This is a genomic window from Trujillonella humicola (assembly GCF_046233715.1).
GTDB classification, from domain to species: Bacteria; Actinomycetota; Actinomycetes; order Mycobacteriales; family Geodermatophilaceae; genus Trujillonella; species Trujillonella humicola.
This window is the reverse complement of the sequence record NZ_JBJNRJ010000014.1, coordinates 59,694-83,942: the sequence shown is the minus strand read 5'-3', so window position 1 is coordinate 83,942 and position 24,249 is coordinate 59,694. Positions and strand designations below refer to the sequence as shown.

Annotated in this window: 23 protein-coding genes; 12 read left to right on the top strand and 11 right to left on the bottom strand. The window is 75.1% G+C overall.

Features of this window, described 5'->3' with window-relative positions; all coding sequences use genetic code 11:
- The first annotated feature begins 43 nt into the window (after window positions 1-43).
- A complete protein-coding gene (locus ACK586_RS10095) occupies window positions 44-1,315 on the top strand; it encodes a M18 family aminopeptidase (RefSeq protein WP_409330347.1) in 1,272 nt (423 codons plus the stop codon).
- A 95-nt stretch (window positions 1,316-1,410) separates the two neighbouring features.
- Here the strand turns inward: ACK586_RS10095 and ACK586_RS10090 are convergent, their stop codons facing one another.
- Complete coding sequence (locus ACK586_RS10090) at window positions 1,411-2,265, bottom strand: DUF2382 domain-containing protein (RefSeq protein ID WP_409330346.1); 855 nt, start codon at window positions 2,263-2,265, stop codon at window positions 1,411-1,413.
- 324 nt (window positions 2,266-2,589) lie between these two features.
- On the opposite strand from ACK586_RS10090, the gene ACK586_RS10085 reads away from it, so the two are divergent.
- The gene (locus ACK586_RS10085) at window positions 2,590-3,399 is read left to right on the top strand and encodes a DUF3097 domain-containing protein (protein ID WP_409330345.1); all 810 of its coding nucleotides are present in this window, start codon (window positions 2,590-2,592) and stop codon (window positions 3,397-3,399) included.
- Window positions 3,400-3,448: 49 nt separating this feature from the next.
- On the opposite strand, the gene ACK586_RS10080 is transcribed toward ACK586_RS10085, so the two are convergent.
- Entirely contained in the window at window positions 3,449-4,288 is an 840-nt protein-coding gene (locus ACK586_RS10080) for an aldo/keto reductase (protein ID WP_409330344.1), read from the bottom strand.
- 69 nt (window positions 4,289-4,357) lie between these two features.
- Window positions 4,358-5,611, bottom strand: coding sequence for an MFS transporter (locus tag ACK586_RS10075; protein ID WP_409330343.1), 1,254 nt, complete (start codon window positions 5,609-5,611; stop codon window positions 4,358-4,360).
- Window positions 5,612-5,784: 173 nt separating this feature from the next.
- Between ACK586_RS10075 and moaA the strand changes: the two genes are divergently transcribed.
- Genes moaA through ACK586_RS10060 form a run of 3 tightly spaced genes read left to right on the top strand, consistent with a single transcriptional unit; the run spans window position 5,785 to window position 7,316 of the window.
- Complete coding sequence (moaA, locus tag ACK586_RS10070) at window positions 5,785-6,837, top strand: GTP 3',8-cyclase MoaA (RefSeq protein WP_409330342.1); 1,053 nt, start codon at window positions 5,785-5,787, stop codon at window positions 6,835-6,837.
- 1 nt (window position 6,838) lies between these two features.
- Window positions 6,839-7,081: a MoaD/ThiS family protein gene (locus tag ACK586_RS10065; protein ID WP_409330341.1), complete on the top strand. Its 243-nt coding sequence runs from the start codon at window positions 6,839-6,841 to the stop codon at window positions 7,079-7,081.
- A gap of 4 nt (window positions 7,082-7,085) precedes the next feature.
- Window positions 7,086-7,316, top strand: a complete 231-nt coding sequence (locus tag ACK586_RS10060) for a hypothetical protein (RefSeq protein ID WP_409330340.1) — start codon at window positions 7,086-7,088, stop codon at window positions 7,314-7,316.
- A 27-nt stretch (window positions 7,317-7,343) separates the two neighbouring features.
- Here ACK586_RS10060 and ACK586_RS10055 read toward each other — a convergent pair whose 3' ends face one another.
- Window positions 7,344-8,141: a helix-turn-helix transcriptional regulator gene (locus ACK586_RS10055; protein WP_409330339.1), complete on the bottom strand. Its 798-nt coding sequence runs from the start codon at window positions 8,139-8,141 to the stop codon at window positions 7,344-7,346.
- Window positions 8,142-8,203: 62 nt separating this feature from the next.
- Here ACK586_RS10055 and ACK586_RS10050 point away from each other — a divergent pair, with 62 nt between their 5' ends.
- A complete protein-coding gene (locus ACK586_RS10050) occupies window positions 8,204-8,788 on the top strand; it encodes a dienelactone hydrolase family protein (RefSeq protein ID WP_409330338.1) in 585 nt (194 codons plus the stop codon).
- Window positions 8,789-9,132: 344 nt separating this feature from the next.
- On the top strand, window positions 9,133-9,627 hold the full coding sequence (locus ACK586_RS10045; RefSeq protein ID WP_409330337.1) for a histidine kinase: 495 nt from the start codon (window positions 9,133-9,135) through the stop codon (window positions 9,625-9,627).
- 53 nt (window positions 9,628-9,680) lie between these two features.
- Here the strand turns inward: ACK586_RS10045 and ACK586_RS10040 are convergent, their stop codons facing one another.
- From ACK586_RS10040 to ACK586_RS10015, 6 genes are all read right to left on the bottom strand, one after another.
- Window positions 9,681-10,103 (bottom strand): molybdenum cofactor biosynthesis protein MoaE, encoded by a 423-nt coding sequence (locus ACK586_RS10040; protein WP_409330336.1) that lies wholly within the window; start codon window positions 10,101-10,103, stop codon window positions 9,681-9,683.
- A complete protein-coding gene (locus tag ACK586_RS10035) occupies window positions 10,100-10,714 on the bottom strand; it encodes a nucleotidyltransferase family protein (RefSeq protein ID WP_409330335.1) in 615 nt (204 codons plus the stop codon). Before ACK586_RS10035 ends, ACK586_RS10040 begins: the two co-directional genes overlap by 4 nt.
- An 11-nt stretch (window positions 10,715-10,725) precedes the next feature.
- A complete protein-coding gene (locus tag ACK586_RS10030; RefSeq protein WP_409330334.1) occupies window positions 10,726-11,778 on the bottom strand; it encodes an ABC transporter ATP-binding protein in 1,053 nt (350 codons plus the stop codon).
- Window positions 11,775-12,623 carry an ABC transporter permease gene (locus tag ACK586_RS10025; RefSeq protein WP_409330333.1) on the bottom strand — a complete coding sequence of 283 codons (849 nt, stop codon included), beginning with the start codon at window positions 12,621-12,623 and terminating at the stop codon, window positions 11,775-11,777. Before ACK586_RS10025 ends, ACK586_RS10030 begins: the two co-directional genes overlap by 4 nt.
- The gene (gene modA / locus ACK586_RS10020; protein ID WP_409330332.1) at window positions 12,620-13,420 is read right to left on the bottom strand and encodes a molybdate ABC transporter substrate-binding protein; all 801 of its coding nucleotides are present in this window, start codon (window positions 13,418-13,420) and stop codon (window positions 12,620-12,622) included. Before modA ends, ACK586_RS10025 begins: the two co-directional genes overlap by 4 nt.
- Window positions 13,421-13,791: 371 nt before the next feature.
- Window positions 13,792-14,184 carry a TOBE domain-containing protein gene (locus ACK586_RS10015; protein ID WP_409330331.1) on the bottom strand — a complete coding sequence of 131 codons (393 nt, stop codon included), beginning with the start codon at window positions 14,182-14,184 and terminating at the stop codon, window positions 13,792-13,794.
- 135 nt (window positions 14,185-14,319) lie between these two features.
- Here ACK586_RS10015 and ACK586_RS10010 point away from each other — a divergent pair, with 135 nt between their 5' ends.
- The gene (locus tag ACK586_RS10010; protein WP_409330330.1) at window positions 14,320-15,420 is read left to right on the top strand and encodes a DUF2786 domain-containing protein; all 1,101 of its coding nucleotides are present in this window, start codon (window positions 14,320-14,322) and stop codon (window positions 15,418-15,420) included.
- Window positions 15,421-15,523: 103 nt separating this feature from the next.
- On the opposite strand, the gene ACK586_RS10005 is transcribed toward ACK586_RS10010, so the two are convergent.
- Window positions 15,524-17,734, bottom strand: a complete 2,211-nt coding sequence (locus tag ACK586_RS10005) for an HNH endonuclease signature motif containing protein (RefSeq protein WP_409330329.1) — start codon at window positions 17,732-17,734, stop codon at window positions 15,524-15,526.
- 705 nt (window positions 17,735-18,439) lie between these two features.
- Between ACK586_RS10005 and ACK586_RS10000 the strand changes: the two genes are divergently transcribed.
- From ACK586_RS10000 to ACK586_RS09985, 4 genes are all read left to right on the top strand, one after another.
- Window positions 18,440-20,158, top strand: a complete 1,719-nt coding sequence (locus ACK586_RS10000; RefSeq protein ID WP_409330328.1) for a RecQ family ATP-dependent DNA helicase — start codon at window positions 18,440-18,442, stop codon at window positions 20,156-20,158.
- Between the two features lie 98 nt (window positions 20,159-20,256).
- A complete protein-coding gene (locus ACK586_RS09995) occupies window positions 20,257-21,903 on the top strand; it encodes a carbamoyltransferase family protein (RefSeq protein WP_409330327.1) in 1,647 nt (548 codons plus the stop codon).
- Window positions 21,904-22,279: 376 nt separating this feature from the next.
- A complete protein-coding gene (locus tag ACK586_RS09990) occupies window positions 22,280-22,744 on the top strand; it encodes a DUF4383 domain-containing protein (RefSeq protein WP_409330326.1) in 465 nt (154 codons plus the stop codon).
- Window positions 22,745-22,889: 145 nt separating this feature from the next.
- Window positions 22,890-24,101, top strand: a complete 1,212-nt coding sequence (locus ACK586_RS09985) for an acyl-CoA dehydrogenase family protein (RefSeq protein ID WP_409330325.1) — start codon at window positions 22,890-22,892, stop codon at window positions 24,099-24,101.
- The last annotated feature ends 148 nt before the right edge of the window (window positions 24,102-24,249 follow it).

Below are 24,249 nucleotides of genomic sequence, written 5' to 3'. Positions count from 1 at the left end.
CGCCGCCGGGGAGGTCCGACCCGCCGGAGGGCACGATGGCGGCATGCCCGACCCGCGAACCGGCGACGACCTGCGCGCCTTCGTCGACGCCGCCCCCAGCCCGTTCCACGCCGTCGCCGAGATGGCGCGCCGGCTCACCGCGGCCGGGTTCACCGAGCTCGCCGAGGCCGACCCCTGGACCCTCGCGCCCGGCGACCGGCGCTTCGTCGTCCGCCACGGCAGCCTCGTCGCCTTCCGGATGGGCAGCGCGTCGCCGGCCGAGGCGGGGCTGCGCATGGTCGGCGCGCACACCGACTCGCCGACGTTCCGCGTGCGGCCCCGGCCCGACGTCCGGCAGGCCGGCTACCGGTTGCTCGGGGTGGAGCCCTACGGCGGCGGCCTCTGGCACACCTGGCTGGACCGGGAGCTGACCCTCGCCGGCCGGGTGGTGCTGCGCGGCGGAGCCCAGGCGCTGGTCCACCTCCCGGGCGCGCCGGTGCGGCTGCCCTCGCTGGCCATCCACCTCGACCGCGGCGTGCGCGACGGGCTGACGCTCGACCCGCAGCGGGAGCTGGTCCCGGTGTGGTCGCAGGACCTGGCCGACGCCGGGGACCTCACCGCGGCCGTGGCCGAGGCCGCCGGCGTGGACCCCGGGCACGTCCTGGCGCAGGACCTCGTGCTGGCCGACACCCAGCCCGCGGGGACGGCCGGCGCGGACGGGACCTGGATCGCCGCGCCCCGGCTGGACAACCTGGCCAGCTGCCACGCGGGCACGACCGCGCTGATCGCCGCGCCGGCGGGGGCCCGCACCCAGCTGCTGGTCGCCAACGACCACGAGGAGGTGGGCAGCGGCTCGATGTCCGGGGCGCGCGGCAGCTTCCTCGCCGACGTCGTCGGCCGGCTGGTCGCGGTGGGCGACCCCGGGGACCCGCAGGCGCTGCCTCGGGCGCTGGCGCGGTCGCGGCTGGTCTCCGCGGACATGGCCCACGCCGTCCACCCGACCCGGTCCGACCGGCACGAGCCGGCGCACCAGCCGCGGCTGGGCGGCGGGCCCGTGGTCAAGGTGAACGCCAACCAGGCCTACGCGACCGACGCGGCCGGCGCCGCCTGGTTCGCCGAGCGCTGCGCGGAGGCCTCGGTGCCGTTCCAGTGGTTCGTGTCCCGGGCCGACCTGCCGTGCGGCAGCACCATCGGCCCGCTGACGGCCACCCGGCTCGGCGTCCCGACCGTCGACGTCGGTGGGCCGATGCTGGCCATGCACTCGTGCCGGGAGCTGGCCTCGGCCCTCGACGTCCCCCTCTACGCCGACGCGCTGACCAGCTGCCTGGCGGGCTGACCGGGCGGCCCGGCGGCCCGGCCCGACCCGGCCGAACGGCGAGCGGCCCCGCTCCCGCAGGAGTGGGGCCGCCCGGCGTTCTGCGGAGGTGGCGGTCAGCCGATGCGGCCGTCCCGGTCCCGGTCGCGGACGGTGTCGCCGCCCTCCATCTCGACCTGCTCCTTGCGCACGCTGTCGCTCACCGTCTCGGTGTCGGTGACGGTCTCCTTGTCCAGGCGGACGCGCTCGACCGGCACGGCCTCCTTCTGCACGACCGGCCGCTCGGCGTGCAGCGTGACCTCGTGCTCCTCCTCGGAGATCGCCGGGCCGTCCATGGCGTTGCCGACGTTCGCGTCGGTGATCGGCTCGCGCTCGAGCCGGACCTCCTCGCGGGAGACCGGGACGGTCTCGGTCACGTTCTCGGTGACGACGTACTTACGCAGCCGGGCGCGCCCGACCTCCTCCTGGCGGGTGCCGACCGACAGCTGCTCCTCCGAGCGGGTCATCGCGTTGTCGGTGGTCGGGCCGGAGGTGTCGCGGCCGACGGTGCCGCGGGCGTCCCTGTCCCGGTCGCCGGCGGTGCCCGCCGTCCCGGTCGTGGCCATCCCGGTGGTCGACTCGGTGCGGGTCGTGTCGCTCATGCCCGTGCCGGCCGTGCCGGTGCCCATGCCGTAGTAGCGGTAGAGCTCCTGCTCCTCCTGCGGGGAGAGGTGCCCGTCGGTGTCGATCTTGGGGGCGTCCTTCACCCGGTCCTTGCTCACGGGGACGCGGAGGCCGTCGTTGGTCAGGTCGGCGTCGCGGATCGGGACGAAGGACTCCTTCGTGCCGAACAGGCCGGTGCGTACCGTCACCCACTCCGGCTGCCCGGTCTCGTCGTCGAGGTAGACCTCGGACGCCGATCCGATCTTGCTGCCGGTCTCGTCGTAGACGTCCTGGCCGATCACTCGGCTGATGCTGTCGGTGCCGATCATGGTGGTGGGCTCCCATCCGGTGGTGTCACACGGTCGGCCCAAGCCATTGCCGCCACGAAGATCACGAAACGACATCGACCGGACCGACACGCCCGGGCCCGGCGCGTCGGGCGGGCCCGCCGCCCGGCCCCCGGGTCGCCGCGGAGCACGTCCGCACTGGTCAGCGCGTCGCCAGCGGGACCTGGCGGCGGCGACCAGACGGGGACGGACAAGTCCAGTTTGATCGACCACGGTCAGTCACATCGGTCGCGTCCGGGCGTGTCGCAGGCCACGTCCCGGCGCGTCGTCCCCGCCCGCGCCGGTGCTGCTGCACAGACTCGGCCCGTGCCACCTCGCTCCCCCTACGACGACCTGGTCCACCCGCGGACGGTGAAGAAGGCCGCGCCTCAGGTGGCGGCCGAACGCGACCTCGTCGTCGAGGACCCGAGCTCCGGGTTCGTCGGGGCCGTCGTGCGGTGCGAGAAGGACGTCGTCCACCTCGAGGACCGCAACGGCCGCGTGCGCGCCTACCCGCTGGGGCCGGGGTTCTGGGTCGACGGGCGCCCCGTCGTCCTCGTCCGGCCCCGGCCCGCCGCACCGGCGGCGCCCACCCGCAGCGCCTCCGGGTCGACCTACGTCGCGGGCGCACGGGCGCGGGTCGCGCGCGAGGGACGCATCTACGTCGAGGGCAAGCACGACGCGGAGCTCGTCGAGAAGGTGTGGGGCCACGACCTGCGCATCGAGGGCGTGGTCGTGGAGCCGCTGCACGGCGTGGACGACCTGCCCGGCATCGTGCGGGACTTCCGCCCGTCGTCGGGACGGCGGCTCGGCGTGCTGGTCGACCACCTGGTGAGGGGGTCCAAGGAGTCGCGGATCGCCGAGCAGGTGACCGGCGCGCACGCGCTCGTCGTCGGCCACCCGTTCGTCGACATCTGGCAGGCGGTCAAGCCGTCGGTGGTCGGGATCAGGGCCTGGCCGACGGTCCCCAAGGGCGAGGACTGGAAGGGCGGCGTCTGCCGGCGGCTGGGGTGGGAGGACGACACCGGCTACGTCTGGGCGCAGCGCATCCTCGCGCGGGTCCGCACCTGGACCGACCTCGAGCCGGCCCTCATCGGCCGCGTCGAGGAGCTCATCGACTTCGTCACGACGGAGTAGCGGAGTACGACGGTGCAGGTCTCCTGCGCCGTCGTACTCCGCCGGGCACTCAGCGGGGCACGTAGTCGAACGTGTCCGGGTCGGGGCCGGTGCGCTCGCCGCGGTCGAGCCCGGTGATCGCGGTCATCGCGTCCTCGTCGAGCGCGAAGTCGAACAGCGCCCAGTTCTCCTCCATGCGGCTGCGGGTCACCGACTTGGGGAAGACGACGTCGCCGCGCTGCACGTGCCAGCGGAGCACGACCTGCGCCGGCGTCCGCCCGACCTGCTCGGCCACCCGGACGATCACCGGGTCGTCGAGGACCTTGCCCTGCGCGATGGGCGACCAGGCCTCGGTGACGATCCCGTGGTCGGCGCCGAAGGCCCGCAGCTCGTCCTGGACCAGGTAGGGGTGCACCTCGATCTGGTTCACCGCCGGCCGGACCCCGGTCTCCTCGAACAACCGGCGCAGGTGGGAGGCCTGGAAGTTCGACACGCCGATCGCCCGGCAGCGGCCGCCGGCGAGGATCTCCTCCATCGCCTTCCACGTCTCCACGTAGTCGACGTCGGTCGTGGGCAGCGGCCAGTGGATCAGGAACAGGTCCAGGACGTCGAAGCCGAGGTCGGCCAGCGTCCGGTCGAAGGCGCGCAGCGCGTCGTCGCGGCGGTGGAAGCCGTTGTTCAGCTTGCTGGTCACGAAGACGTCGTCGCGGTCGACGCCCGACCGGCGGACGGCCTCGCCGACCTCCTTCTCGTTGCCGTACATCTCGGCCGTGTCGATGTGCCGGTAGCCGATCTCCAGCGCGGCCGTGACCGCCTCGACGGTCTGGTCCGGCGGGATCTGGTAGACGCCGAAGCCCAGCTGGGGGATCTCGACGCCGTCGGTCAGGCGGATGGTGGGCACGGTTGCCACGGGGAGTTCCTCTCGCAGATCGCGGTGGAGCGCGCGAACCGGTCGTGCGCGTCCTTCCGGTGCGCCCGCTTACCCCGCGGCCTCCCGCTCAACCGGCACGGCAGGTGCGACCTGCGGCAGCTCGGCGCGCCGCCGCAGCAACGGCGCCCCGGCCAGCGCGATCAGCCCGGCGAGCGCCGCCGCCAGCGCGGGGACGGCGAAGGCGGCCTCTGCTCCCCAGGCGTCGACGGCCGCGCCGGCCAGCGCGGATCCCGCCGTGACGCCGACGGTCAGCCCGGTGATCGTCCAGGCCAGGGACTCGGTGAGCACGCCGGGGGCGACGCGGGACTCCACCAGCGAGGTCCCCGCGACGAGCACCGGGGCGATGGTCAGGCCGGCGAGGAAGCCGCAGCCGACGAGCGCCGGCAGGGAGCCCACCCCCCACAGCAGCTGGGCCGCCAGGCCGAAGGCGACCGCCGTCGCCACCAGGCGGGCCGCCAGCGTGCCCGGCAGCCGGACGACGCCGTAGACCAGCCCGGCCACGAGGCTGCCGAACGCGAACACGGCCAGGGCGAGGCCCGACAGCGCGCGGGAGCCCTGCTCGTCGGCGAACCCGATGACGACGACGTCCAGTGCGCCGAACAGGCCGCCCACGGCCACGAAGGTCACCACGACGACGAGCAGGCTCGGGGTCAGCACCGACCGGTGCGGGCCGGTCGCGGAGGCCTCCCGCGGCCTCGCCGGCGGCTCGGTCTCGCGCTGGGCGGCGAGCCAGAGACCCCCGAGGACGCCGGAGGTGATCCCGGTGAGGAAGCCGACCGGCGGGGCGACCAGCGTGGCGAGCAGGGTCACCAGCGGCGGGCCGATGACGAAGGTCACCTCGTCGGCGACGGCCTCGAAGGCGTACGCCGTCTGCCGCCCGCCGGGCTCCAGGGCCGCCGACCAGCGGGCGCGGACCAGCGACCCGATGTTGGGGCCGCTCGCGCCGGCGAGGGACGCCAGGACGAACCAGGTCCAGATCGGCGCCCCGGTGACCACGGCCACCACGAAGGCGACGCCGGCGGTGGCGAACCCGACCATCGCCAGCCGCAGCACCCGGCCCTGGCCGCGACGATCCATGGCCCGCCCCCACTGCGGCCCGGCGATGCCGTAGGAGAGGGCGAGGACGCCGGAGACGGCGCCGGCCAGCCCGTAGCTGCCCGACTCGCTCTGCACGAGCAGCACGGCGCCCAGTCCCAGCATCGGCGCCGGGAGCCGGGCGAACCCGCCGGCCACGGTGAAGGCACGGGCACCCGGGAGGTCGAACAGGCGGGCGTAGGGGCTGAAGAGGGTGCGGGGTGACACGGGGGTTCTCGCGCTTCCTGGCCACAGGCGAGTGCGGGATGGGGCCCGCCGGTCCCTCGGGTGGCCCGGCGACCGTAGCAACGCCGTCCACCCATCCGCCTGCGGCTTCCCGCGACCGGGGAGCCGGTGCGCGGGAACGGCGCGACCCCGCCGCCCAGCACTACATTCGGGTCATGCCCTCGCCGAGCCCCCTGCCGGACCCGGTGCCGCGTCGTCCCGACCCGGCGCCGGGCAGCGGCGGCCTGGTCGACCGGTACGGCCGCGTGGCCACCGACCTGCGGGTGTCGCTGACCGACCGGTGCAACCTGCGCTGCACCTACTGCATGCCGCCCGAGGGACTGGACTGGCTGCCCAAGGTCGAGGTGCTCACCGACGCCGAGATCGCGCGGCTGGTGCGCGTCGGCGTCGAGCAGCTCGGCATCCGCGAGGTGCGGTTCACCGGCGGCGAGCCGCTGCTCCGGCCCGGGCTGCCCGGCATCGTCGCCGCGGCGACGGCGTTGCGCCCCCGACCCGAGGTCAGCCTCACGACCAATGCGATCGGCCTGGCCCGGGTCGCCCCGGCGCTGGCCGAGGCCGGCCTGGACCGGATCAACGTCAGCCTCGACACCGTCGACCCGGCGCGGTTCAAGCAGCTCACCCACCGCGACCGGCTGCACGACGTCCTCGCCGGGCTGGCCGCCGCGCAGGCCGCCGGGCTCACCCCGGTGAAGGTGAACGCCGTGCTGCTGCACGGGATCAACGACGTCGACGCCGTGCCGCTGCTCGACTTCTGCCTGGAGCACGGCTACCAGCTGCGGTTCATCGAGCAGATGCCGCTGGATGCCCACCACGCCTGGACACGGGGCCGGATGGTGACCGCGGAGGACATCCTCGAGCGCCTGTCGGTCGCGCACGCGCTGACCCCGGACACCGAGGAGCGCGGCTCGGCGCCGGCCGAGCGCTGGCTGGTCGACGGCGGGCCGGCCACGGTCGGGATCATCGCCTCGGTGACCCGCTCGTTCTGCGGCAGCTGCGACCGGACCCGGCTCACCGCCGACGGTCAGATCCGCAACTGCCTGTTCGCCCGCGAGGAGTCCGACCTGCGGACGGCGTTGCGGGCGGGGGCCACCGACGAGGAGCTCGCCGACCGGTGGCGGAGCGCCACCCTGGGCAAGCTGCCCGGGCACGGCATCGACGACCCCAGCTTCCTGCAGCCCAGCCGGCCGATGTCGGCGATCGGCGGGTGAGGTGACCGTCACGGTGCGGTACTTCGCCGGCGCCCGCGCGGCCGCCGGGGTGGAGACCGAGACGCGGACGGCGGCGACGCTCGAGGAGCTCGTCCGGCAGATGGCCGGCGCCCACGGCGAGCGGCTGGAACGCATCCTGACCGCCTGTTCGTTCCTGGTGGACGGGGCGCAGGCCCGCGACCCGCGGACCGCGCTCGCTCCCGGCGCCGTCGTCGACGTGCTGCCGCCGTTCGCAGGAGGGTGATCCCATGAGCTTCTTCGACAAGGCCAAGGCCAAGGCCGAGCAGTTGTTCGGGCGTGCCGAGGAGCTGTACGGGGAGTCCCACGGCGACGCAGCCGCCACGCTGGACGGCGAGGCGCGGCGGCTGGAGGGCGAGGCGCGGCGGCTGGAGGGCGAGGCCGAGGAGGAGGCCGCCGAGCGCGACGAGGGCGACGGGACCCACCGGCACGGGGACGACGGCCTGGCCGGCGCGCGCTGAGGCCGGCGCCGCAGGAGACAGACCGGCTCACCGGCGGGCGGCAGCGCTCCCCCGAGCGGGCCCACTCCGGACGGGACCGCCTGACGTCCTGACCGCGTCCGGTGCCTCCGGTGGACCCGATGTGCGTCCCCGGGCGTGTTGCCCGACGGCGTGGGCGTCGGGGGGCGGGGTGCCGTAGAGGGCCGGATCCCTCGGGAGGGCGGGCTCGGTCGTGAGGGCGGCGCTCTCGATGCGATCCCAGCGGAACCAGCGGGGCGCGTCCCGCTCACGGCACCAGGCGACGAGGTACCAGCGGTCACCGGTTCGGGCGATCAGGTGCGGCTCGACCCGTCGGCGGGTCACTGTGCCGTGCCGGTCCCGGTAGCGCAGGGCCACCACCCGACGCTGGGCCAGCGCCTCCTCGACCACGGCGGCGCCGTCCGGGCGTGTCGTGGACGTGCCGCGGATCCACACCCGATCGGCCAGCCGTTCGGCCTCGGTGCGGGCCGTCGGGCCCATGACGTCGAGCACCTTCTGCAGCGCCGCGCGGCCGTCGACAGCGAAAGGCGCGTCCGGCGCCCCGGCAAGTGCCACAGCGACCGCGACCGCCTGCGCGGGCGTGAGGTTGACCGGCGGCAGGGTGGCCGCCGCATCCAGCACGTACCCGCCACCGGGACCGCCCGTGGCCCAGATGGGCACACCGGCCTGCTGCAGCGCGGAGACGTCGCGCTTGACCGTCCGGACCGACACCTCCAGCCACCCGGCGAGCCACCCCGAGGTCCGACCGCGGGGCCCGGCCCGGCGCAACTCCTCACCGAGCGCGTACAGCCGGTCGGTGCGGTTCACCCGGAGATCGTCGCAGCATCGGTGACAGCACGGTGGCACCAGGAGCGACGCACAGTCCTGTCATGACGTCGATCGCCCTGTTCCACTCAGCCCTCGGGGTCCGCCCCGGGATCGATGAGGCCGCAGACCGCTTCCGAGCCGCCGGCCACCAGGCCACGGTGGTCGACCAGTACGACGGACTGGTCTTCGACGACTACGCGGAGGGGATCGCCTACACGGAACGGGTCGGCTTCCCGGCCCTCATGCAGGCCGCGCTGGACGGCGTCTCGGAACTGCCCGACGGGTTTGTCGCGGCCGGGTTCTCCAACGGCGCCGGCATCGCCGAGTACGTCGCCACTCGTCGCCGCTGTTCCGGGCTGCTGCTCTTCTCCGGCGCGCTGCCGCTGGACGTGCTGGGCGCGGCGGCCTGGCCGACGGGCCTCTCCGTGCAGATCCACTACAGCCTGGACGACCCCTTCCGCCGTCAGGAGTGGATCGACGCCGTGGCGGCGGACGCCAGCCGTGGCGGCGGTCGGGTCGAGACGTTCGACTATCCGGGGACCGGCCACCTCTTCACCGACCCGAGCCTGCCCACCGAGTACGACCCCGGTGCCGCGGAACTGCTCTGGCAGCGGGCACTCACCTTCCTCCACGGCCTCACCGACTGACCGCGACGCAGGCTCCGGGTGTGCCATGTCCCGGGCTGCCGCCTGACTGCGGCGCCTCCACAGCCGCGGTCAGGGGCGGGGAGCGCTGACGCGACGCAGTGAGCAGGAGGCGATCACCCTTACCTGCCCTGCTCCCCGCGCGCTGACCGGCTGTTCCTCCTGGCCCGCACCCCTCCCGGCCCTGCACTTCTCCCGGCCGCCCTCCACTCCTCCCGGCCTGCGCGGTGGTGCTCGCCTGTGCACGGGCCGATCCGGTCACGCCGGTTCCGGGACCCCGCCGGGGTGAATGTCCCCGCCCCGTCCGGGTAACGCATGCGGGTATGCCACTTCCAGGGATCGCGGACATGGCGCCCTGGCGCGACTGGTCGGCCGCAGCCGGCGGCGCCCTGGAGTACCTGCACACGCACTCGTCGTGGGACGTCTGGATGGTCACCCGCGTCGTCGGGGACCGGCAGGTCGTCCTGTGCTCGCGACCGGCGGGGGCCGTCCGCCCCGGCGCCAGCCTCCCGTGGGCGGAGAGCTTCTGCCGCCAGATGGTGAGCGGGACGGCGCCGCGGGTCGCGACCGTCACCGCCGCCGTCCCCGAGTACGCCACCCGCACGCTGCCCAACGGGCTCGCGGTGGCGGCCTACATCGGCGTACCCGTCGTCGGCCCGGACCTCGGGCTGTTCGGGACCGTCTGCGGGGTCGGCTCGCGGGCCCGCCCGCTCAGCGCGACGCGGGACCTGCCTCTGGTCGAGCTCGTCGCGCGACTGCTGAGCTCGCTGCTCGCGGCGGGGATGGATCCCGGCCCGGTGCCGGAGCCGCCGCGGCCGCGGGAGGCCGGCAGCCCCGCGTAGGCGGGCCCGCGGGTGGGTGCGGCTCCCGCCCCCACCCTCCTGGACGCCCTAGACTAGGGGCAGGCGACCCACTCCTCCTCGCCGTCGGTGAAGACCTGGCGCTTCCAGATCGGCAGCCGCTTCTTCACCTCGTCGACCAGTTCGGCGCAGGCCGTGAAGGCCGCGCCGCGGTGGGCCGCGCTCACCGCGCAGGCCAGGGCGACGTCGCCGATGCCCAGCACCCCGACGCGGTGCGAGACGGCGACCGCCTGCACCCCCGGCCGGGCGGCGAACTCCTCGGCGAGTTCCACGATGACGTCGGCGGCGCTGGGATGCCCGACGTACTCCAGTTCGGTCACCGAGCGGCCGCCGTCGTGATCGCGGACGACGCCGGCGAACGAGACGACGGCGCCGGCCGACTTGTCCGAGACCGCCTCCTCGTGCTCGGCGACCGAGAGCGGCGCGTCGACGACCCGGGCGATCATCGGGCTGGTCACGGGGCCGACGGTACCCCGCCGGGCGGTACGTCCAGGTCGACCGGATCCGCCAGGCCGGTGCAGTCGACCTCGGTGACTCCTCCGGTGGCCGACTGCGCGGCGAGGTAGCGGCGGGCACCCTCGTCGCCGGTCACCGTCGCGGCGACCCCGGCCCAGTGCTCGCGGCCGAGCAGCACGGGATGGCCGCGGACGCCGTCGTAGCTGGCGACCGCCAGCGCGTCCGGCGCGGCGAGGGCGGCGACCCGCTGCAACGCCGCGGGGGTCATGCCAGGCATGTCGACGAGGGTCACCAGGACGGCGTCGATGGCTCCCCCACCCGCCCGCCCCGGCACCACGGGCCAGGAGCGCAGCCCGTCGAGCCCGGTGCGCAGCGAGGAGGCCATCCCGGTCTCCCAGTCGGGGTTGGCCAGCACGGTCGCGCCGTCGAGGTCCGCCGTCCGCCAGACGTCGACCGCGCGGGCGCCCAGGACGACGAGCACCGGATCGCAGACCGCACGCGCCGTCCGGACCGCCCGCTCGACCAGCAGGCTCCCCTCGTACTCGACCAGCGCCTTGGGCATGCCGTACCGGCGGCCGCCACCGGCGGCGAGGACGAGTGCGGCGCAGGTCATGCCCCACCCTCTCAGCGCGCGTAGACCGCGACCTCGGAGGCCTTGACGCTGGCCCACAGGGCCGCGCCGGGCGCCAGGCCGAGCTCGGCGAACGCGGCGGCGGTGACGTCGGCGAGCAGGGGCACCTCCCCGTCGAGCTCGCAGCGCACGGTCGCGCCGTGCGGGGTGGCGCTGGCCAGCCGCACCGGCCACACGTTGCGCGGGCTGCCGTGCGGCGGGTCCCGGTAGAGCGCGACCGACTCGGGACGGACGGCGGCGAAGACCGGGCCGGACACCTCGCCGGCCACCGCGACGCTGCCGCCGCCGTCCAGGTGCACCGTCGTCCCCCCGCCGGTGCCCGGCAGCAGCGCCAGCCCGACCAGGCGGGCGACGTAGTCGGTGCGCGGCCGGCGGGCCACCTCCCCGGGCGGGCCGGCCTGCACGACCCGGCCCTCCTCGACGACGACCACCCGGTCGGCCAGGGCCATCGCGTCGACCGGGTCGTGGGTGACCAGCACGGCGCTGCCGAGGAACGCGCCGAGGTGGCGCCGCAGCTCGGCGCGGACGGTGAGACGGGTGCGGGCGTCCAGCGCCGACAGGGGCTCGTCGAGCAGGAGCAGGGCCGGTTCCCCGGCCAGGGCGCGCGCGAGGGCCACCCGCTGGGCCTGGCCTCCGGAGAGCTGCCCGGGCCGGCGCCGGCCGAACTCGGCCAGCTCCACCCGTGCGAGCCAGGAGGCGGCCACCTCGCGGGCCTGCCGACGTCCGGCGCCGCGGGTGCGCAGCCCGAAGGCGACGTTGTCGATCACGGTGAGGTGCGGGAACAGCAGGTGGTCCTGGAAGACCATGCCGAGCCGGCGGCGGTGCGGCGGGAGGTGGATGCCGGCGGCGACGTCGTCCCAGAGCTCGCCGTCCACCTCGACCCGGCCGTCGTCCGGCGGGAGCAACCCGGCCAGCACCCGCAGCAGCGTGGACTTCCCGGCACCGTTGGGGCCGAGGACGGCGAGCACCTCGCCGTCGGCCACCTGCACGTCGAGTTCCACGTGGAACCCGCCGCGCCGGACGTCGATCGTGGCGGCGAGGCTCACGGCGCGGCACCGGCGCGACCGAGCCACCGGCCCCGCAGGAGCAAGAGCGTGGCGATGGAGACGGTCAGCAGCACCAGCGACAGGACGATGGCGGACTCGGGGTCGCGCTGGAGCGCCAGGTAGACGGCCAGCGGCATCGTCTGCGTCGTCCCGGGGAAGTTGCCGGCGAAGGTGATCGTGGCGCCGAACTCGCCGAGCGCGCGGGCCCAGCACAGGACGGCTCCCGCGGCGATGCCCGGCGTCACGAGGGGGAGGGTGACCCGGCGGAACGTCGTCCACCGGTCGGCGCCCAGGGTGGCCGCGGCCTCCTCGTAGCGGGCATCGGCCGCCCGCAGCGCGCCCTCGACGCTGATGACGAGGAACGGCATCGCCACGAACGTCCCCGCGATCACCACCGCGGTCGTCGTGAACGGGATGGTGATCCCGAAGGCCTCGTCGAGCCAGCGGCCGATGATGCCCTGGCGGCCCAGCACGAGGAACAGCGCCACCCCGCCGACGACCGGGGGCAGCACCAGCGGCACCGTGACGAGGGCGCGCAGCACTCCGCGGCCGCGGATCCGGGACCGGGCGAGCACCCAGGCCAGCGGCACACCCAGGACCAGGGAGATCCCGGTGGCGAGGGTGGCCGAGACCAGGGACAGCCGCAGCGCCTCGCCCACGCCGGGGCTGGTGAGCTGCGGCCACAGGTCGCTCCAGGGCGTCCGGATCAGCAGCCCGGCCAGGGGGAGGACGAGGAAGGCGATCGCCAGGACCGCGGGGACCAGCAGGGGGAGCGGGACGCCCCCCTCGCGGGTGCGCCTCCTGCGGCGCCGGACCGGGCGTCGCAGCCTCTCCGGAGGGGTCACGGGGCGCGGAAGCCGGCGTCGGCGAGCGCGGCCTGCCCCTCGCCGGAGCGCACGAGGTCGACGAAGGCCCGGGCGGCGTCCGGGTTCGGGGCCTCGGTGAGGACGCACACGGGGTAGTCGTTGACGGCGTCCTCGGCCTCGGGGAACGCGATCCCCTCGACGGAGTCGCCGGCGGCCGCGACATCGGTGGCGTAGACCAGCGCGGCGTCGACCTCACCGAGCTCGACCTTCGTCAGGGCGGCGCGGACGTCCTCCTCCAGCGTGTCGGGGACGGCGGTCACGCCCGCGGCCGCGAAGACGTCCTCGGCCGCCGCTCCGCAGGGGACCTCGGGTGCGCAGACGGCGAGCGCCAGCTCCTCGCGCTCGAAGTCCGCCAGGCCGGTGATGCCGGCCGGGTTGCCCGCCGGGACGGCGATCTGCAGGACGTTGGAGGTGAAGACCTCCGGCTCGCCGTCCGCCAGCCCGGCGTCGGTGACGACGGCCATCTGCCCCGGATTGGCCGAGGCGAAGACGTCGGCCGGCGCGCCCTGGGTGATCTGGGTGGCGAGGGCGGAGCTGCCGGCGAAGTTGAACCGCACGTCGAGGTCGGGGTTGTCCGCCTCGAGCTGCTCACCGAGGTCGGTGAAGACGTCGGTCAGCGAGGCGGCCGCGAAGACGGTGAGGGTCCCCTCGAGCCGGCCTTCGGCTCCGGTCGCCGGCGAGGTGTCGGCGTCGGTTCCGCCGTCGTCCGACCCACCGCAGGCGGCGAGCCCCAGCAGCAGGGCGCAGGAGACGGCACCCAGCAGGCGACGGTGCATGATCCCCACCCCTCCCGGCGGGCCGCGTGCCCGCACCTGCGGCAAGGTAGCGCACCCGGTTCCGCGGATGCGGTCCATGGGAGGCATGGTGGTCCGCCCGTGCGGATGGTCGCAGGAGGACCTCGTGCCCGGCCCTCCCGGAGCCGGCTCCACGGCGCGGTGCCGCCGATCCCACGGCACCGCGCCGAGCACGGCCGAGGTCGGTGCCCCGGGGACCGGAGGGGTGGCGAGGGCGGCGGTGACACACGAGGCCGTCGAGGGCCGCGCCTGCCCGCGCGGTTCCCGTGGTGGTCCGCGGGAGGTCGACGGAGGCCGTGCTCGCCGGGAGGACGCGGGCCTCCCGGTCGTTCCTGCCCTGGCCGGACGGGCGCTCAGGGCACGTCGACGCTCACCTGGGTCGCCTTGACGGTGGCCACCGCGCGCACGCCGACTTCCAACCCGAGCTCGTCGGCCGCCTCGCGGGACATCAGGGACACCAGCCGGAAGGGTCCGGCCTGGATCTCGACCTGCGCCATCACGGTGTCGCGGACGACGCGGGTGACGATGCCGCTCAACCGGTTGCGCGCCGACGAGGACCGGGTCGTGCCCGGCTCCGGCGCGTCGTGCAGCCGGGCGGCGACCTCCGCGAGGGCCTCCCCGTCGACCACCGCCGGCCCGCCGGCCTCGCGGGATGCGGCGAGGCGGCCGCTGTCGACCCACCGGCGGACGGTGTCGTCGCTGACGCCGAGGAGCTCGGCCGCCTCGGCGATGCGATAGGTGGCCATGGCAGGACCGTAGCGACGTCCCGGCTCACCACCACCGAGCCGGAGGCGTCACCCCCGAGCGGGCGCCTGTGGATGCGTCCCTGCCATCCACAAGCCCCGCGGCGGCTCGTCGGGGCGCGGCGCAGGCTGCCGACCATGACCCGGACGCCACCCCTCGACCCTCGCCTGCTCGACGCCGTCGCCGGCGCGTGGGAGCGAGGGTGGCGCCCGGCGGACCTGGTGCACGCGGTGCGACGACTGGAGCCGACCCTGGTCGGGCTCGCCGCAGCCGCGGCCGTGGCCGGCGTCGAGGCCCTCAGCGGGCGCGTGGACGTGCCGGAGGAGTGGCGTCGGCAGCTCCGGGACGTCGCCGGCCTCGCGGCGGGCCCTGCGGGGGCGGTCCCGGCGCGGCCGGACGAGGTGCTCCGCCTGGTGCTGTCCGTCGGCCGGTTGCCGCCGCTCCCGCACCTGGGGGACCCGCCGTCCCGCTGGGGGGCTGCCTCCGCCGCCGGGCCGGAACGGGTGCCCGAGCCTCCGAGGCTGGACTCCGCCCGGGCACTGCGCCGCATCCGGTCGCTGCTGGCCAAGGCCGAGTCCACGGACTTCCCGGAGGAGGCGGAGGCGCTGACGGCCAAGGCGCAGGAGCTGATGGCGGCACATGCGGTCGACTCGGCTCTGCTCGAGGCTCAGGGGACCTGCGAGGGGCTGACCACCGGCCGGCACGGTGCGAGTGGGGTCACCGAGCGGCGGCTGCACCTGGAGCCGCCCTACCTCGACGCCAAGATGCACCTGGTGCAGGCGGTCGCGGCGACCAACGGCGTGCGCGCCGCCTGGTTCGGCTCGCTCGGGATCGCCGTGGCCGTGGGACGGCCGACCGATCTCGACGTGGTCGAGCTGCTGGTCACGTCGCTCCTGGTGCAGGCGGGGCGGGCGCTGACGACGGCCGGGCGGAACGGCGACGCGCACACCCGGTCCCGCGGGTTCCGGCGGGCCTTCCTCCTGGCCTATGCCGTGCGCATCGGCGAGCGCCTCGCGCACAGCCGCCGGGCCGCCACGGCTCACGCGGCGGCGGCCAGCGGAACCGATCTGTCGCCGGTGCTGCGCCACCGAGAGGCCGCCGTCACCCGGGCGTTCGAGGACCTGTTCCCCCGCCTGCGGACGCGCCGGACGACGTCGGTCGACCGGTCGGGGTGGTGGTCGGGGCGTCAGGCCGCCGACTCCGCCGACCTCACTCGCAGGCGTCCCCTGCCGTCCTGATCCACCGCACCACGCCTGACTGCCTGACATCTGCGCCCGTCCACCTGCCGGAACGTGCTGCTCGGTTCCTGCGCGGTACGCGCTCGACCCGGGATGCGTCGGGTCAGAAGGGTGCGGGTGGGTCGCCGGGGCGGGCCGGTCGTCCGCAGACGGCGAGCCGGATGCGTTCGCGGCGTTGGGTGGGGGTGAGGCGGTACCAGGGGATGTCGTCGCGCAGCAGGTCGTCGCTGGACAGGTCGTCGCTGGCCGGGTCGGTGCTGGTGGGGGTGGGTTGGCTGCCGTCGTCGGTGCCGAAGCGGGGTGGGACGGTGGTGATGGTGGTGCCGCCGGGCAGGGTCCAGACCAGGCCGCCGTCGGAGCAGCCGCCCAGTTGCCAGCCCGGTGCTTGGTGGGACAGCCGGTGGTGGTGCTCGCAGAGGCTTTCCAGGTTGTGGTGGGCGGTGGGGCCCAGCGGGTGGGGAACGCGGTGGTCCAGGTCGCCGCGGCGGGCGCGGGCGCGGCAGCCGGGGAAGCGGCAGCGGCGGTCGCGTAGCCGGACGAACCGGTCCAGTGGGGCCGAGGGGCGGTAGCCGTCGGTGTCCGGTGGTGGGCTCAGCCCGGCGCCGTCGCGGGCTGCTGCGCGCAGCTGGATGCTGTCGGTGAGGGCCAGCAGGCAGCCGGTGAGGTTGTCGACGACGGCGATGCGGGGGCGTTGGGCCAGTGCGGTGTCGGTGAGCCGGCGCAGGTCCAGCAGTGCGGCCAGCGCCTGCCGGGCCCCGGCGGTTGCGGCCTGCCCGGCCGGGCCGGGCGGTGCGGCGGCGGCGGCGGCCAGCGCGGCGGAAGCGCGCGTGCCCGCTGCGACCTGCGCCGCGGGAAGCCCCGCGGCACCCTCCGCCGCGCCCTCCGCTGGGATCGGCCCCGCCGGGGCCGGCTCTGCCGAGGCCGGCTCGGCCGGGGCCGGGCCGGCCGGGCTCGGCTCTACCGAGGTCGGGCCCGAGAGGGCCTGTTCTGCCGGGGTCGGCTCCGTGGGGGTCGGCTCGGCACGAGCGGGCAGGTCCTCGGCGCCGCGGACACGACCGGCTTCGGCGCCACCGCCGCCGGCGTCGTCGTCCTCGCCCTCGGTGTCCCCGTCGCCGCCGCTGCCGTCGCCCGCGCCCTCGGTGTCGCCGCCGCTGCTGTCGCCTCCGGCGGCGGAATCAGGTCGGGCACCGGTGCCGGTGCCGGTGCCGGTGTTGCGCTCCTCCGAGCCGTCCCCGGCGCGGTCGTCTGCGCCCGGCGCGGCCTCACCCGCCTCGGCCGGCTCGGCCGGGTCAGTCGGATCGCCCGGATCAGCCGCCTCGGCCGGGTCGGCGGGGTCGGCCGGGTCGGTCGGGTCGGCCGGGTCGGCCGGGTCGGCCGGGTCGGCCGGGGCGCCGGGAGTGGTCTGGGTCATGGGGCGGGGCAGCAGGCCCAGGGTGTGGGCCAGCTCGCGGACCAGCGCCGCCGGCACCGTGTCTGTCTCCAGCTCACCGGGCTCATCGGCGTCGGGCCCGGTCCCGGTCAGCGTGTCCACCGAGGCCACCAGCGTGAGCAGCACCTGCACCGGAGAGCGGCCGGCGGCGTCGGGGCGCAGGATCAGATCGGCCAGGCAGTCGGCCATCCGCTCATCCAGGCTGCGCGGATCCGCCCGCCCCTCCGCGTCGACCGCGCACGCCCGGGCGTGGGCGCGCAGCACCTCCCAGCAGGCCCGCGCCACCGGCGCGGGCAGCCACGCCGACAACACCGCCATCCCGTCCTGCCCGGCCTGGCGGGTCACCTTCCGCTCCCGGATGGCCTGCTCCAGCCGGCGCAGCAACGCATCGGCGTCGATCCGGGCGATCGCCCGCCGGGTGCACTGGCGCAACTGGGTCACCGTCTGCCCCGGCGCCCGCGGCAACACCCGCGCCTCCACCGCCGCCTTCTTGCCCACCGCCACCGGCCGCAGCAACTCCACCAACGCCCGCGCCTGCGCCCAGGAGATGTCCCCGGCCTCCAACGCCGCCAGCGTGCCCGGCAACAGCTCCACCAGCTCCACCGCCTCGACCAGCAACTCCGCCGCGGCCGGCCCGGGCAACCGCAACCGCGCGCCCAGCTCATCGGCGGCCCACTCACTCACCGCCGCCACCACCGCCGGCCGCGCCGCCCGCGACGCCGCCGACGCCGCCCCCACCTCCCCGGGCTGCCGGTCCCAGGCCGCCGGCCGGCACCGCGCGAACGCCGCCACCGCCCGCACCCGCGCCCCGGCCAACTGCGCCAACCCCCGCTCCAGATCCACCGCCACGTCCAGCCAGCCCGCCCCCTCCTCCAGCAACCGCACCCGCCCATCCACCGACGTCACACCAGCCGCAGACGGCACCACCGCGCCGACCGGCGCACCGACCGCCGCACCGTCAGCAGGCGGCACCTCCACCGCGGGGCCATCGGCGGACACCGCAGAAGACGCGATGCCATCGCCCGACGGGGCAGCGTGCGCGGCTCCTCCTGACAGCGCAGACGCTGACGCGGCCCCACCCGACGAGGTGGACGTGGAAGACGCGGTGGACGAGGTGGACGGCGGGGACGAAGCGGACGTGGAGGAGGCGGGCGACGAGGGGGACGGGGTCTCTGCCGCCGCCGACTCCGCCAGCGCGCGACCGACCGCGGCAACCAGCGCGCCGCTCCCGTGCGGGTGGAACGCCTCCAGGATCCACTGACCAGGTGGCCGGCGAACCTCCCAGCGACTGTCCGCCAACCCCTCGACCAACTCGCCCACGGCAACCTCGACCGGCGACAGGACACCGCCACCGTCAACCGCCGAGGCCTCGTACACGTGTTCGATACTAGCGCCTCGACGGGCACCTGACCAGCAAAGACACTGCTGTGGACAACGGCGGGGCCTGTGGACGGGCAGACCCGCGTCGTCCGCCGGGCCAGCCATCGTGGGCACATGGACGGACTGCCCTCACGACCACGTGCCCCACGGCCGACCCTCGTCCTACCGGCGCATCGTTTGCCGCAGCGATCCACCGGGGACGAGGGGCCGGTGCCTCCACGCCCGACCGAGAAGAACCCCGCAGGGGCCTCCGCCTCCGTCCGCACCCGACGGCTCCGGGAGGTCGCCCGCGACGTCCTCGGTTACGAGGAGCTCCGGCCGGGCCAGGAGGAGGCCATGCAAGCGGTGCTGTCCGGCCGCGACACCCTGGGGGTCCTGCCGAGCGGTGCCGGCAAGACGGCCGTGTACCAGATCGCCGGCCAACTGCTCGACGGGCCGGTACTCGTCGTCTCCCCACTCATCGCCTTGCAGCGGGACCAGGTGGAGCGACTCACCGATGTGAAGGGGCTGACCGGCTCCCCGGCCCAGCTCAACTCCAGCATGTCGGCTGGCGACCAGCGCGAGGCCCTGGAGGGACTCGCGGACGGAACGGTCCGCTACCTCTTCCTCGCTCCGGAGCAGCTCGCCAAGCCGGAGGTCGTCGATGCCGTCGCGGCTGCTTCCCCCGCCCTGTTCGTCGTGGACGAGGCGCACTGCGTATCCGCCTGGGGCCACGACTTCCGGCCCGACTACCTGCGCCTGGGTGCGGTCGTCGAGCAACTGGGGCACCCCACCGTGCTGGCACTGACCGCCACGGCTGCTCCGCCGGTACGTGCGGAGATCGTCGAGCGGCTCGGGATGCGGGACCCGGCCGTGGTCGTGGCCGGCTTCGACCGGCCGGAGATCCGCCTGGAGGTGGAGCAGCACGCCGACGCATCCGGCAAGCACCAGGCCGTGCTCGACCGGGTCCTGAGCGAGATCGGCGAGGGCCGCGTGCCCGGGATCGTCTACAGCGCCACCCGCAAGGGCACCGAGGAACTCGCCACCGACCTCACCGAACGCGGACTGCGGGCGCGGGCCTACCACGCAGGCCTGCGGAAGGCCGACCGCGAGGACACCCAGCGGGCCTTCATGGACGACGAGCTGGACGTCGTCGTGGCCACGACCGCTTTCGGCATGGGCATCGACAAGCCCGACACGCGCTTCGTCGTGCACGCCGAACCGGCCGACTCGGTCGACAGCTACTACCAGGAGATCGGGCGCGCGGGCCGGGACGGCGAGCCGGCCCTGGCCGTGCTGGTCTACCGCCAGGAGGACCTCGGCCTGCGCCGCTTCTTCGCCGCCGGCGCACCTGCGGAGGAGGAGCTGCAGCAGGTCGCCGGTCTCGTGGCTGCCGCACCGGCCGCCGGCCTCGACGACGGCGTGGAGATCAAGCAGCTGCGCGAGGAGACCGGCCGCGGCGCCACCCCCCTCGCGCGTGACCTCAACCTGCTGGAGCAGGTGTCCGCCGTCGTCCTCGACGAGGAGGGCGCCGCCCACCCGGCCGACGGCGCTCCCAGCCCTGCCGACGCCGCCGCCGCGGCCCGCGAGCTGGCCGAGCACCACGAGCGGGTCGACCAGAGCCGCGTCGAGATGATGCGCGGCTACGCCGAGACGACCGAGTGCCGGAGGCAGTTCCTCCTGGGCTACTTCGGCGAGCAGCTCGAGGAACCCTGCGGCAACTGCGACAACTGCTCGGCCGGTCTCTCCAGCGAGCAGCCCGCCGCCGGGGACGACGGCAATCCCTTCCCCGCGCAGACATCCGTGGAGCACACGGAGTGGGGCCCAGGAATCGTCATGCGCGTCGAGGACGACCGGCTGGTCGTCCTGTTCGACGAGGTCGGCTACAAGACGCTGGCGCTGGCCGCCGTCCTCGACAACGACCTGCTGCAGCCACGCGGCTCCGCCTGACCCACCCCGATGGGCGGCTCGGCCTGCGGACTCCGCCCGTCGCCCCGATGATCAAGCCGATGAGCCGGGCGCGGCGCCCGGGAGACAGGAGTGCACGCGTGAAGGTCCTGGGCATCAACGCGATCTACCACGACCCGGCGGCGGCGCTGGTCGTCGACGGCCGGATCGTGGCCGCCGCGGAGGAGGAGCGGTTCAGCCGGCGCAAGCACGGGAAGCGCCCCCTCCCCTGGAGCGCCTGGGAGCTCCCGGAGCTGTCGGCCGCGTGGTGCCTCGCCGAGGCGGGCCTGCATCCGGAGGACCTCGACGCCGTCGCCTACTCCTTCGACCCCGCACTGATGGGGACGCCGGAGGAGTCCGGCCTGAACGACCCCGGCGACGTCATGCGCAAGATGTACGCCGAGAAGGCGCCCGCGTTCCTCGCCCACGCACTGCCCGGGCTGGACCCCGCCAAGGTGCGCTACGTCAAGCACCACGTGGCACACGCCGCTTCCGCCGGCCTGGCCGCCCCGACGCAGGACAACTCGGTCCTGGTCCTCGACGGCCGCGGCGAGGCCCACAGCCACCTCGCCGGCCGCTACACCGACGGACAGCTCGAGATCCTCGCCGGCCAGGCGCTCCCCCACTCGATCGGTCTGCTGTACGAGGACCTCACCGACCACCTGGGCTTCCTGCGCAGCAGCGACGAGTTCAAGGTCATGGCGATGGCCTCGTACGGCAAGCCGCGCTTCCTCGGCGAGCTGTCGGAGCTGATCGTCGCCACGGACGACGGCGGATTCCGCACGCCGCGGATCGACTTCTCCGCCTACGCCCCCCGGCTGACCAAGGGCGACGAGTGGACGGCCGACCACGCCGACCTCGCCGCGAGCGTCCAGCAGCGGGTCGAGGAGGTGCTGCTCGATCTGGCCCGATGGCTGCACGAGCGCACGGGTGACCGGACGCTGACCCTGGCCGGGGGCGTGGCGCTCAACTGCGTCGCCAACACCCGGATCTTCGCCGAGACACCCTTCGAGCACGTGTGGGTGCAGCCGGCCGCCGGGGATGCCGGGACGGCACTGGGCAGCGCGCTGCACGTCGCTCGCGGGCTGGGCGAGACGACGCAGCCGATGCCCGGCGCCGACCTCGGCCGAGGGTGGTCCGACGACGACATCGAGCAGTGGCTCGACACGGCCGCCATCGAGTACGAGCGACCGCGCGACGTCGCCGACGCCGTGGCCGAGGTGCTGGCGAGCAACGGGATCGTCGCCTGGTTCCAGGGACGCAGCGAGTTCGGCCCCCGAGCGCTGGGCCACCGGTCGCTGCTGGCCCACCCCGGGTACGAGGCCAACCTGGAGCGGATGAACGACGTCAAGGGCCGCGAGCAGTTCCGCCCGGTGGCCCCGATGGTGCTGGCCGAGCGGGCGACGGAGATCTTCAGCCGCGGGCCGATCCCCTCCCGCTACATGCTCTTCGTCCACGACGTGGCGCCGGAGTGGAAGGACCGCATCCCGACCGTCACGCACGTCGACGGGACGGCGCGCATCCAGACCGTCGACCGCACCGAGGAGCCTCTGGTGGCCCGCATGCTGGAGTGCTTCGAGCGGCGCACCGGCCTGCCCGTGGTGGTGAACACGAGCCTGAACACCGCCGGCCGGCCGATGGTGGACGACCCGCGCGACGCGCTGGAGTGCTTCGGTTCCGCCCCGGTCGACCTCCTGGCCATCGGGCCGTTCGTGGTGCGCCGGCGGCGCCCGACCACGGCCGGCTGATCCCGGGCCCACCGCCGGGCGCTCCGGCCGGCGGAGGGAGCCGGCGAGGAGCTGCCGGGCGACACGGGCCGGCCGGAACGCATGCGACGCCATCGGCGAGCCGAGCAGGCGGACCGGGGGCAGCCCGGGCAGGACGGCAGGCAGAAGGCCGCGCGGAGACGGCGGCACCGAAACGGCGGCACGGGGACGGGAGCCCGGAGACGGCAGCAGGGAGAAGGGGCCCGGCGCGCGGCCCGGACCAGGCCACCGGACGATGACGGCTCGGTAACGGTCGTCCTCCGAACGGGGGAGGGCCGTTACCCGGCGCCCTCACGGGGTACCGCGTCCCCTGCACCTCGTCAAGCCGCGGCGAGACCGGCGATCCCCTGGAGGACCCATGGCTTCCTCGCGTGACACCGGGGCCGCGCGCCCCGGCATGACCTGGCCGCAGATGCTCGCCCTCGCCTTCGGCGTCGTCTACCTGCTGATCGGCATCATCGGGTTCTTCATCACCGGCTTCGACGACTTCTTCGGCAACCGCCACGGGACGTCGATGGCGCACGAGGACGCGACGCTGCTCGGCTTCATGATCAATCCGATGCACAACGTCGTGCACATCCTGATCGGCGCCGCGGGCATCGCCCTGTCCCGCACCCTCACCGGGGCGCGGACCTACGGCTGGCTGCTGGCCATCGGCTACGGCGCCGCGTTCGTGTACGGCCTCATCGCCCTCGGCGAGGAGTGGGACTTCCTCAACCTCAACGCCGCGGACAACGTCCTGCACATCGTGACCGCGGTCGTCGGCCTGGTCATCGCACTCGGTCCGGTGCGGACCGCGGTGGACCGCCGCACGAACGTCTGACCGACCGACCGCGCCGCCGGCCGCGGCGCGGTCCCACCCGGGGCCGGGTCCCTCCTCGGAGGGCCCCGGCCCCGTCGTGTCGACGGGCTGTGTCGCGGGCCACCCCCGCCGCGCCGTCGCGACGGGCTGCCTCTACGGTCCGCTCATGGACTTCGCCCTCTCCGCCAAGGCCGAGGACGTCTGCGCCCGCGCCTGGGACTTCATGCGCGAGCACGTGTTCCCCGCCGAACCCGTCTACGACGCCTGGCGCGCCGAGCGCGGGCACGACAACCACGAGCACCCGCCGGTCCTCGAGGAGCTCAAGGCCGAGGCCCGCAAGCGCGGGCTGTGGAACCTCTTCCACCACGAGGTCGGCGGCCTGAGCAACCTCGAGTACGCCTCCGTCGCCGAGATCACCGGCTGGTCGCCGGTCATCGCTCCCGAGGCGATGAACGTGGGCGCGCCCGACACGGGCAACATGGAGACCCTCATGCTGTTCGGCACACCCGAGCAGAAGTCGCGGTGGCTCGAGCCGCTGCTGGAGGGCGAGATCCGGTCCGGCTTCGCGATGACCGAGCCCGACGTCGCCTCCTCCGACGCCCGCAACATCCAGACCTCGATCGTCCGCGACGGCGACGAGTACGTGATCAACGGCCGCAAGTGGTGGATCACCGGAACGGCCGACGAGCGCTGCCAGATCTTCATCGTCATGGGCAAGACCGACCCCGACGGCCCGCCGCACCGGCAGCAGTCGATGGTCCTGGTCCCCCGCGACACCCCGGGCTTCGAGATCATCCGGCACCTGCCGGTCTTCGGCTACCAGGACCAGCACGGGCACTCCGAGCTGCGGTTCACCGACGTCCGCGTGCCGGTGAGCAACCTCCTCGCCGGCGAGGGCGACGGTTTCATGATCGCCCAGGCCCGGCTCGGCCCCGGCCGGATCCACCACTGCATGCGCGCCATCGGCATGGCCGAGCGCGCCCTGGCCCTCATGGTCGAGCGCACCAAGAGCCGCGTCGCCTTCGGCCGTCCGCTGGCCGACCAGGGCACCGTCCGGGAGGCGATCGCGCTCTCCCGGATCGAGATCGACCAGGCCCGGCTCTACGTCCTCAAGACCGCCGACCTGATCGACAAGTACGGGGCCAAGGGCGCGAAGACCGAGATCTCCGCGATCAAGGTGGCCGCCCCCAAGGTCGCGCTCGACGTGATCGACCGGGCCATCCAGGTCCACGGCGGCGCCGGCGTCAGCGACGACACGGTCCTGGCCCGCTTCTACGCCAGCGCACGCACGCTGCGGATCGTCGACGGGCCCGACGCCGTCCACATCCGCGGCGTCGCCAAGGAGGAACTGGCCCGGGAGCGCCCCTTCGCCGGCTGATGCCGCGGGGGGGGGGGGGGGGGGGGGGGGGGGGGGGGGGGGGGGGGGGGGGGGGGGGGGGGGGGGGGGGGCGCGCGGGGGGGCGGGGGGGGGGGGGGGGGGGGGGGGGGGGGGGGGGGGGGGGGGGGGGGGGGGGGGGGGGGGGGGG

Excerpts from the sequence above, each read along its gene's own strand:
- ACK586_RS10095 (WP_409330347.1), top strand. The coding sequence starts at position 44 with ATGCCCGACCCGCGAACCGGCGACGACCTGCGCGCCTTCGTCGACGCC.
- ACK586_RS10090 (WP_409330346.1), bottom strand. The coding sequence starts at position 2,265 with ATGATCGGCACCGACAGCATCAGCCGAGTGATCGGCCAGGACGTCTAC.
- moaA (WP_409330342.1), top strand. The coding sequence starts at position 5,785 with ATGCCCTCGCCGAGCCCCCTGCCGGACCCGGTGCCGCGTCGTCCCGAC.
- ACK586_RS10060 (WP_409330340.1), top strand. The coding sequence starts at position 7,086 with ATGAGCTTCTTCGACAAGGCCAAGGCCAAGGCCGAGCAGTTGTTCGGG.
- ACK586_RS10050 (WP_409330338.1), top strand. The coding sequence starts at position 8,204 with ATGACGTCGATCGCCCTGTTCCACTCAGCCCTCGGGGTCCGCCCCGGG.
- ACK586_RS10045 (WP_409330337.1), top strand. The coding sequence starts at position 9,133 with ATGGCGCCCTGGCGCGACTGGTCGGCCGCAGCCGGCGGCGCCCTGGAG.
- ACK586_RS10035 (WP_409330335.1), bottom strand. The coding sequence starts at position 10,714 with ATGACCTGCGCCGCACTCGTCCTCGCCGCCGGTGGCGGCCGCCGGTAC.
- modA (WP_409330332.1), bottom strand. The coding sequence starts at position 13,420 with ATGCACCGTCGCCTGCTGGGTGCCGTCTCCTGCGCCCTGCTGCTGGGG.
- ACK586_RS10015 (WP_409330331.1), bottom strand. The coding sequence starts at position 14,184 with ATGGCCACCTATCGCATCGCCGAGGCGGCCGAGCTCCTCGGCGTCAGC.
- ACK586_RS10010 (WP_409330330.1), top strand. The coding sequence starts at position 14,320 with ATGACCCGGACGCCACCCCTCGACCCTCGCCTGCTCGACGCCGTCGCC.
- ACK586_RS09990 (WP_409330326.1), top strand. The coding sequence starts at position 22,280 with ATGGCTTCCTCGCGTGACACCGGGGCCGCGCGCCCCGGCATGACCTGG.
- ACK586_RS09985 (WP_409330325.1), top strand. The coding sequence starts at position 22,890 with ATGGACTTCGCCCTCTCCGCCAAGGCCGAGGACGTCTGCGCCCGCGCC.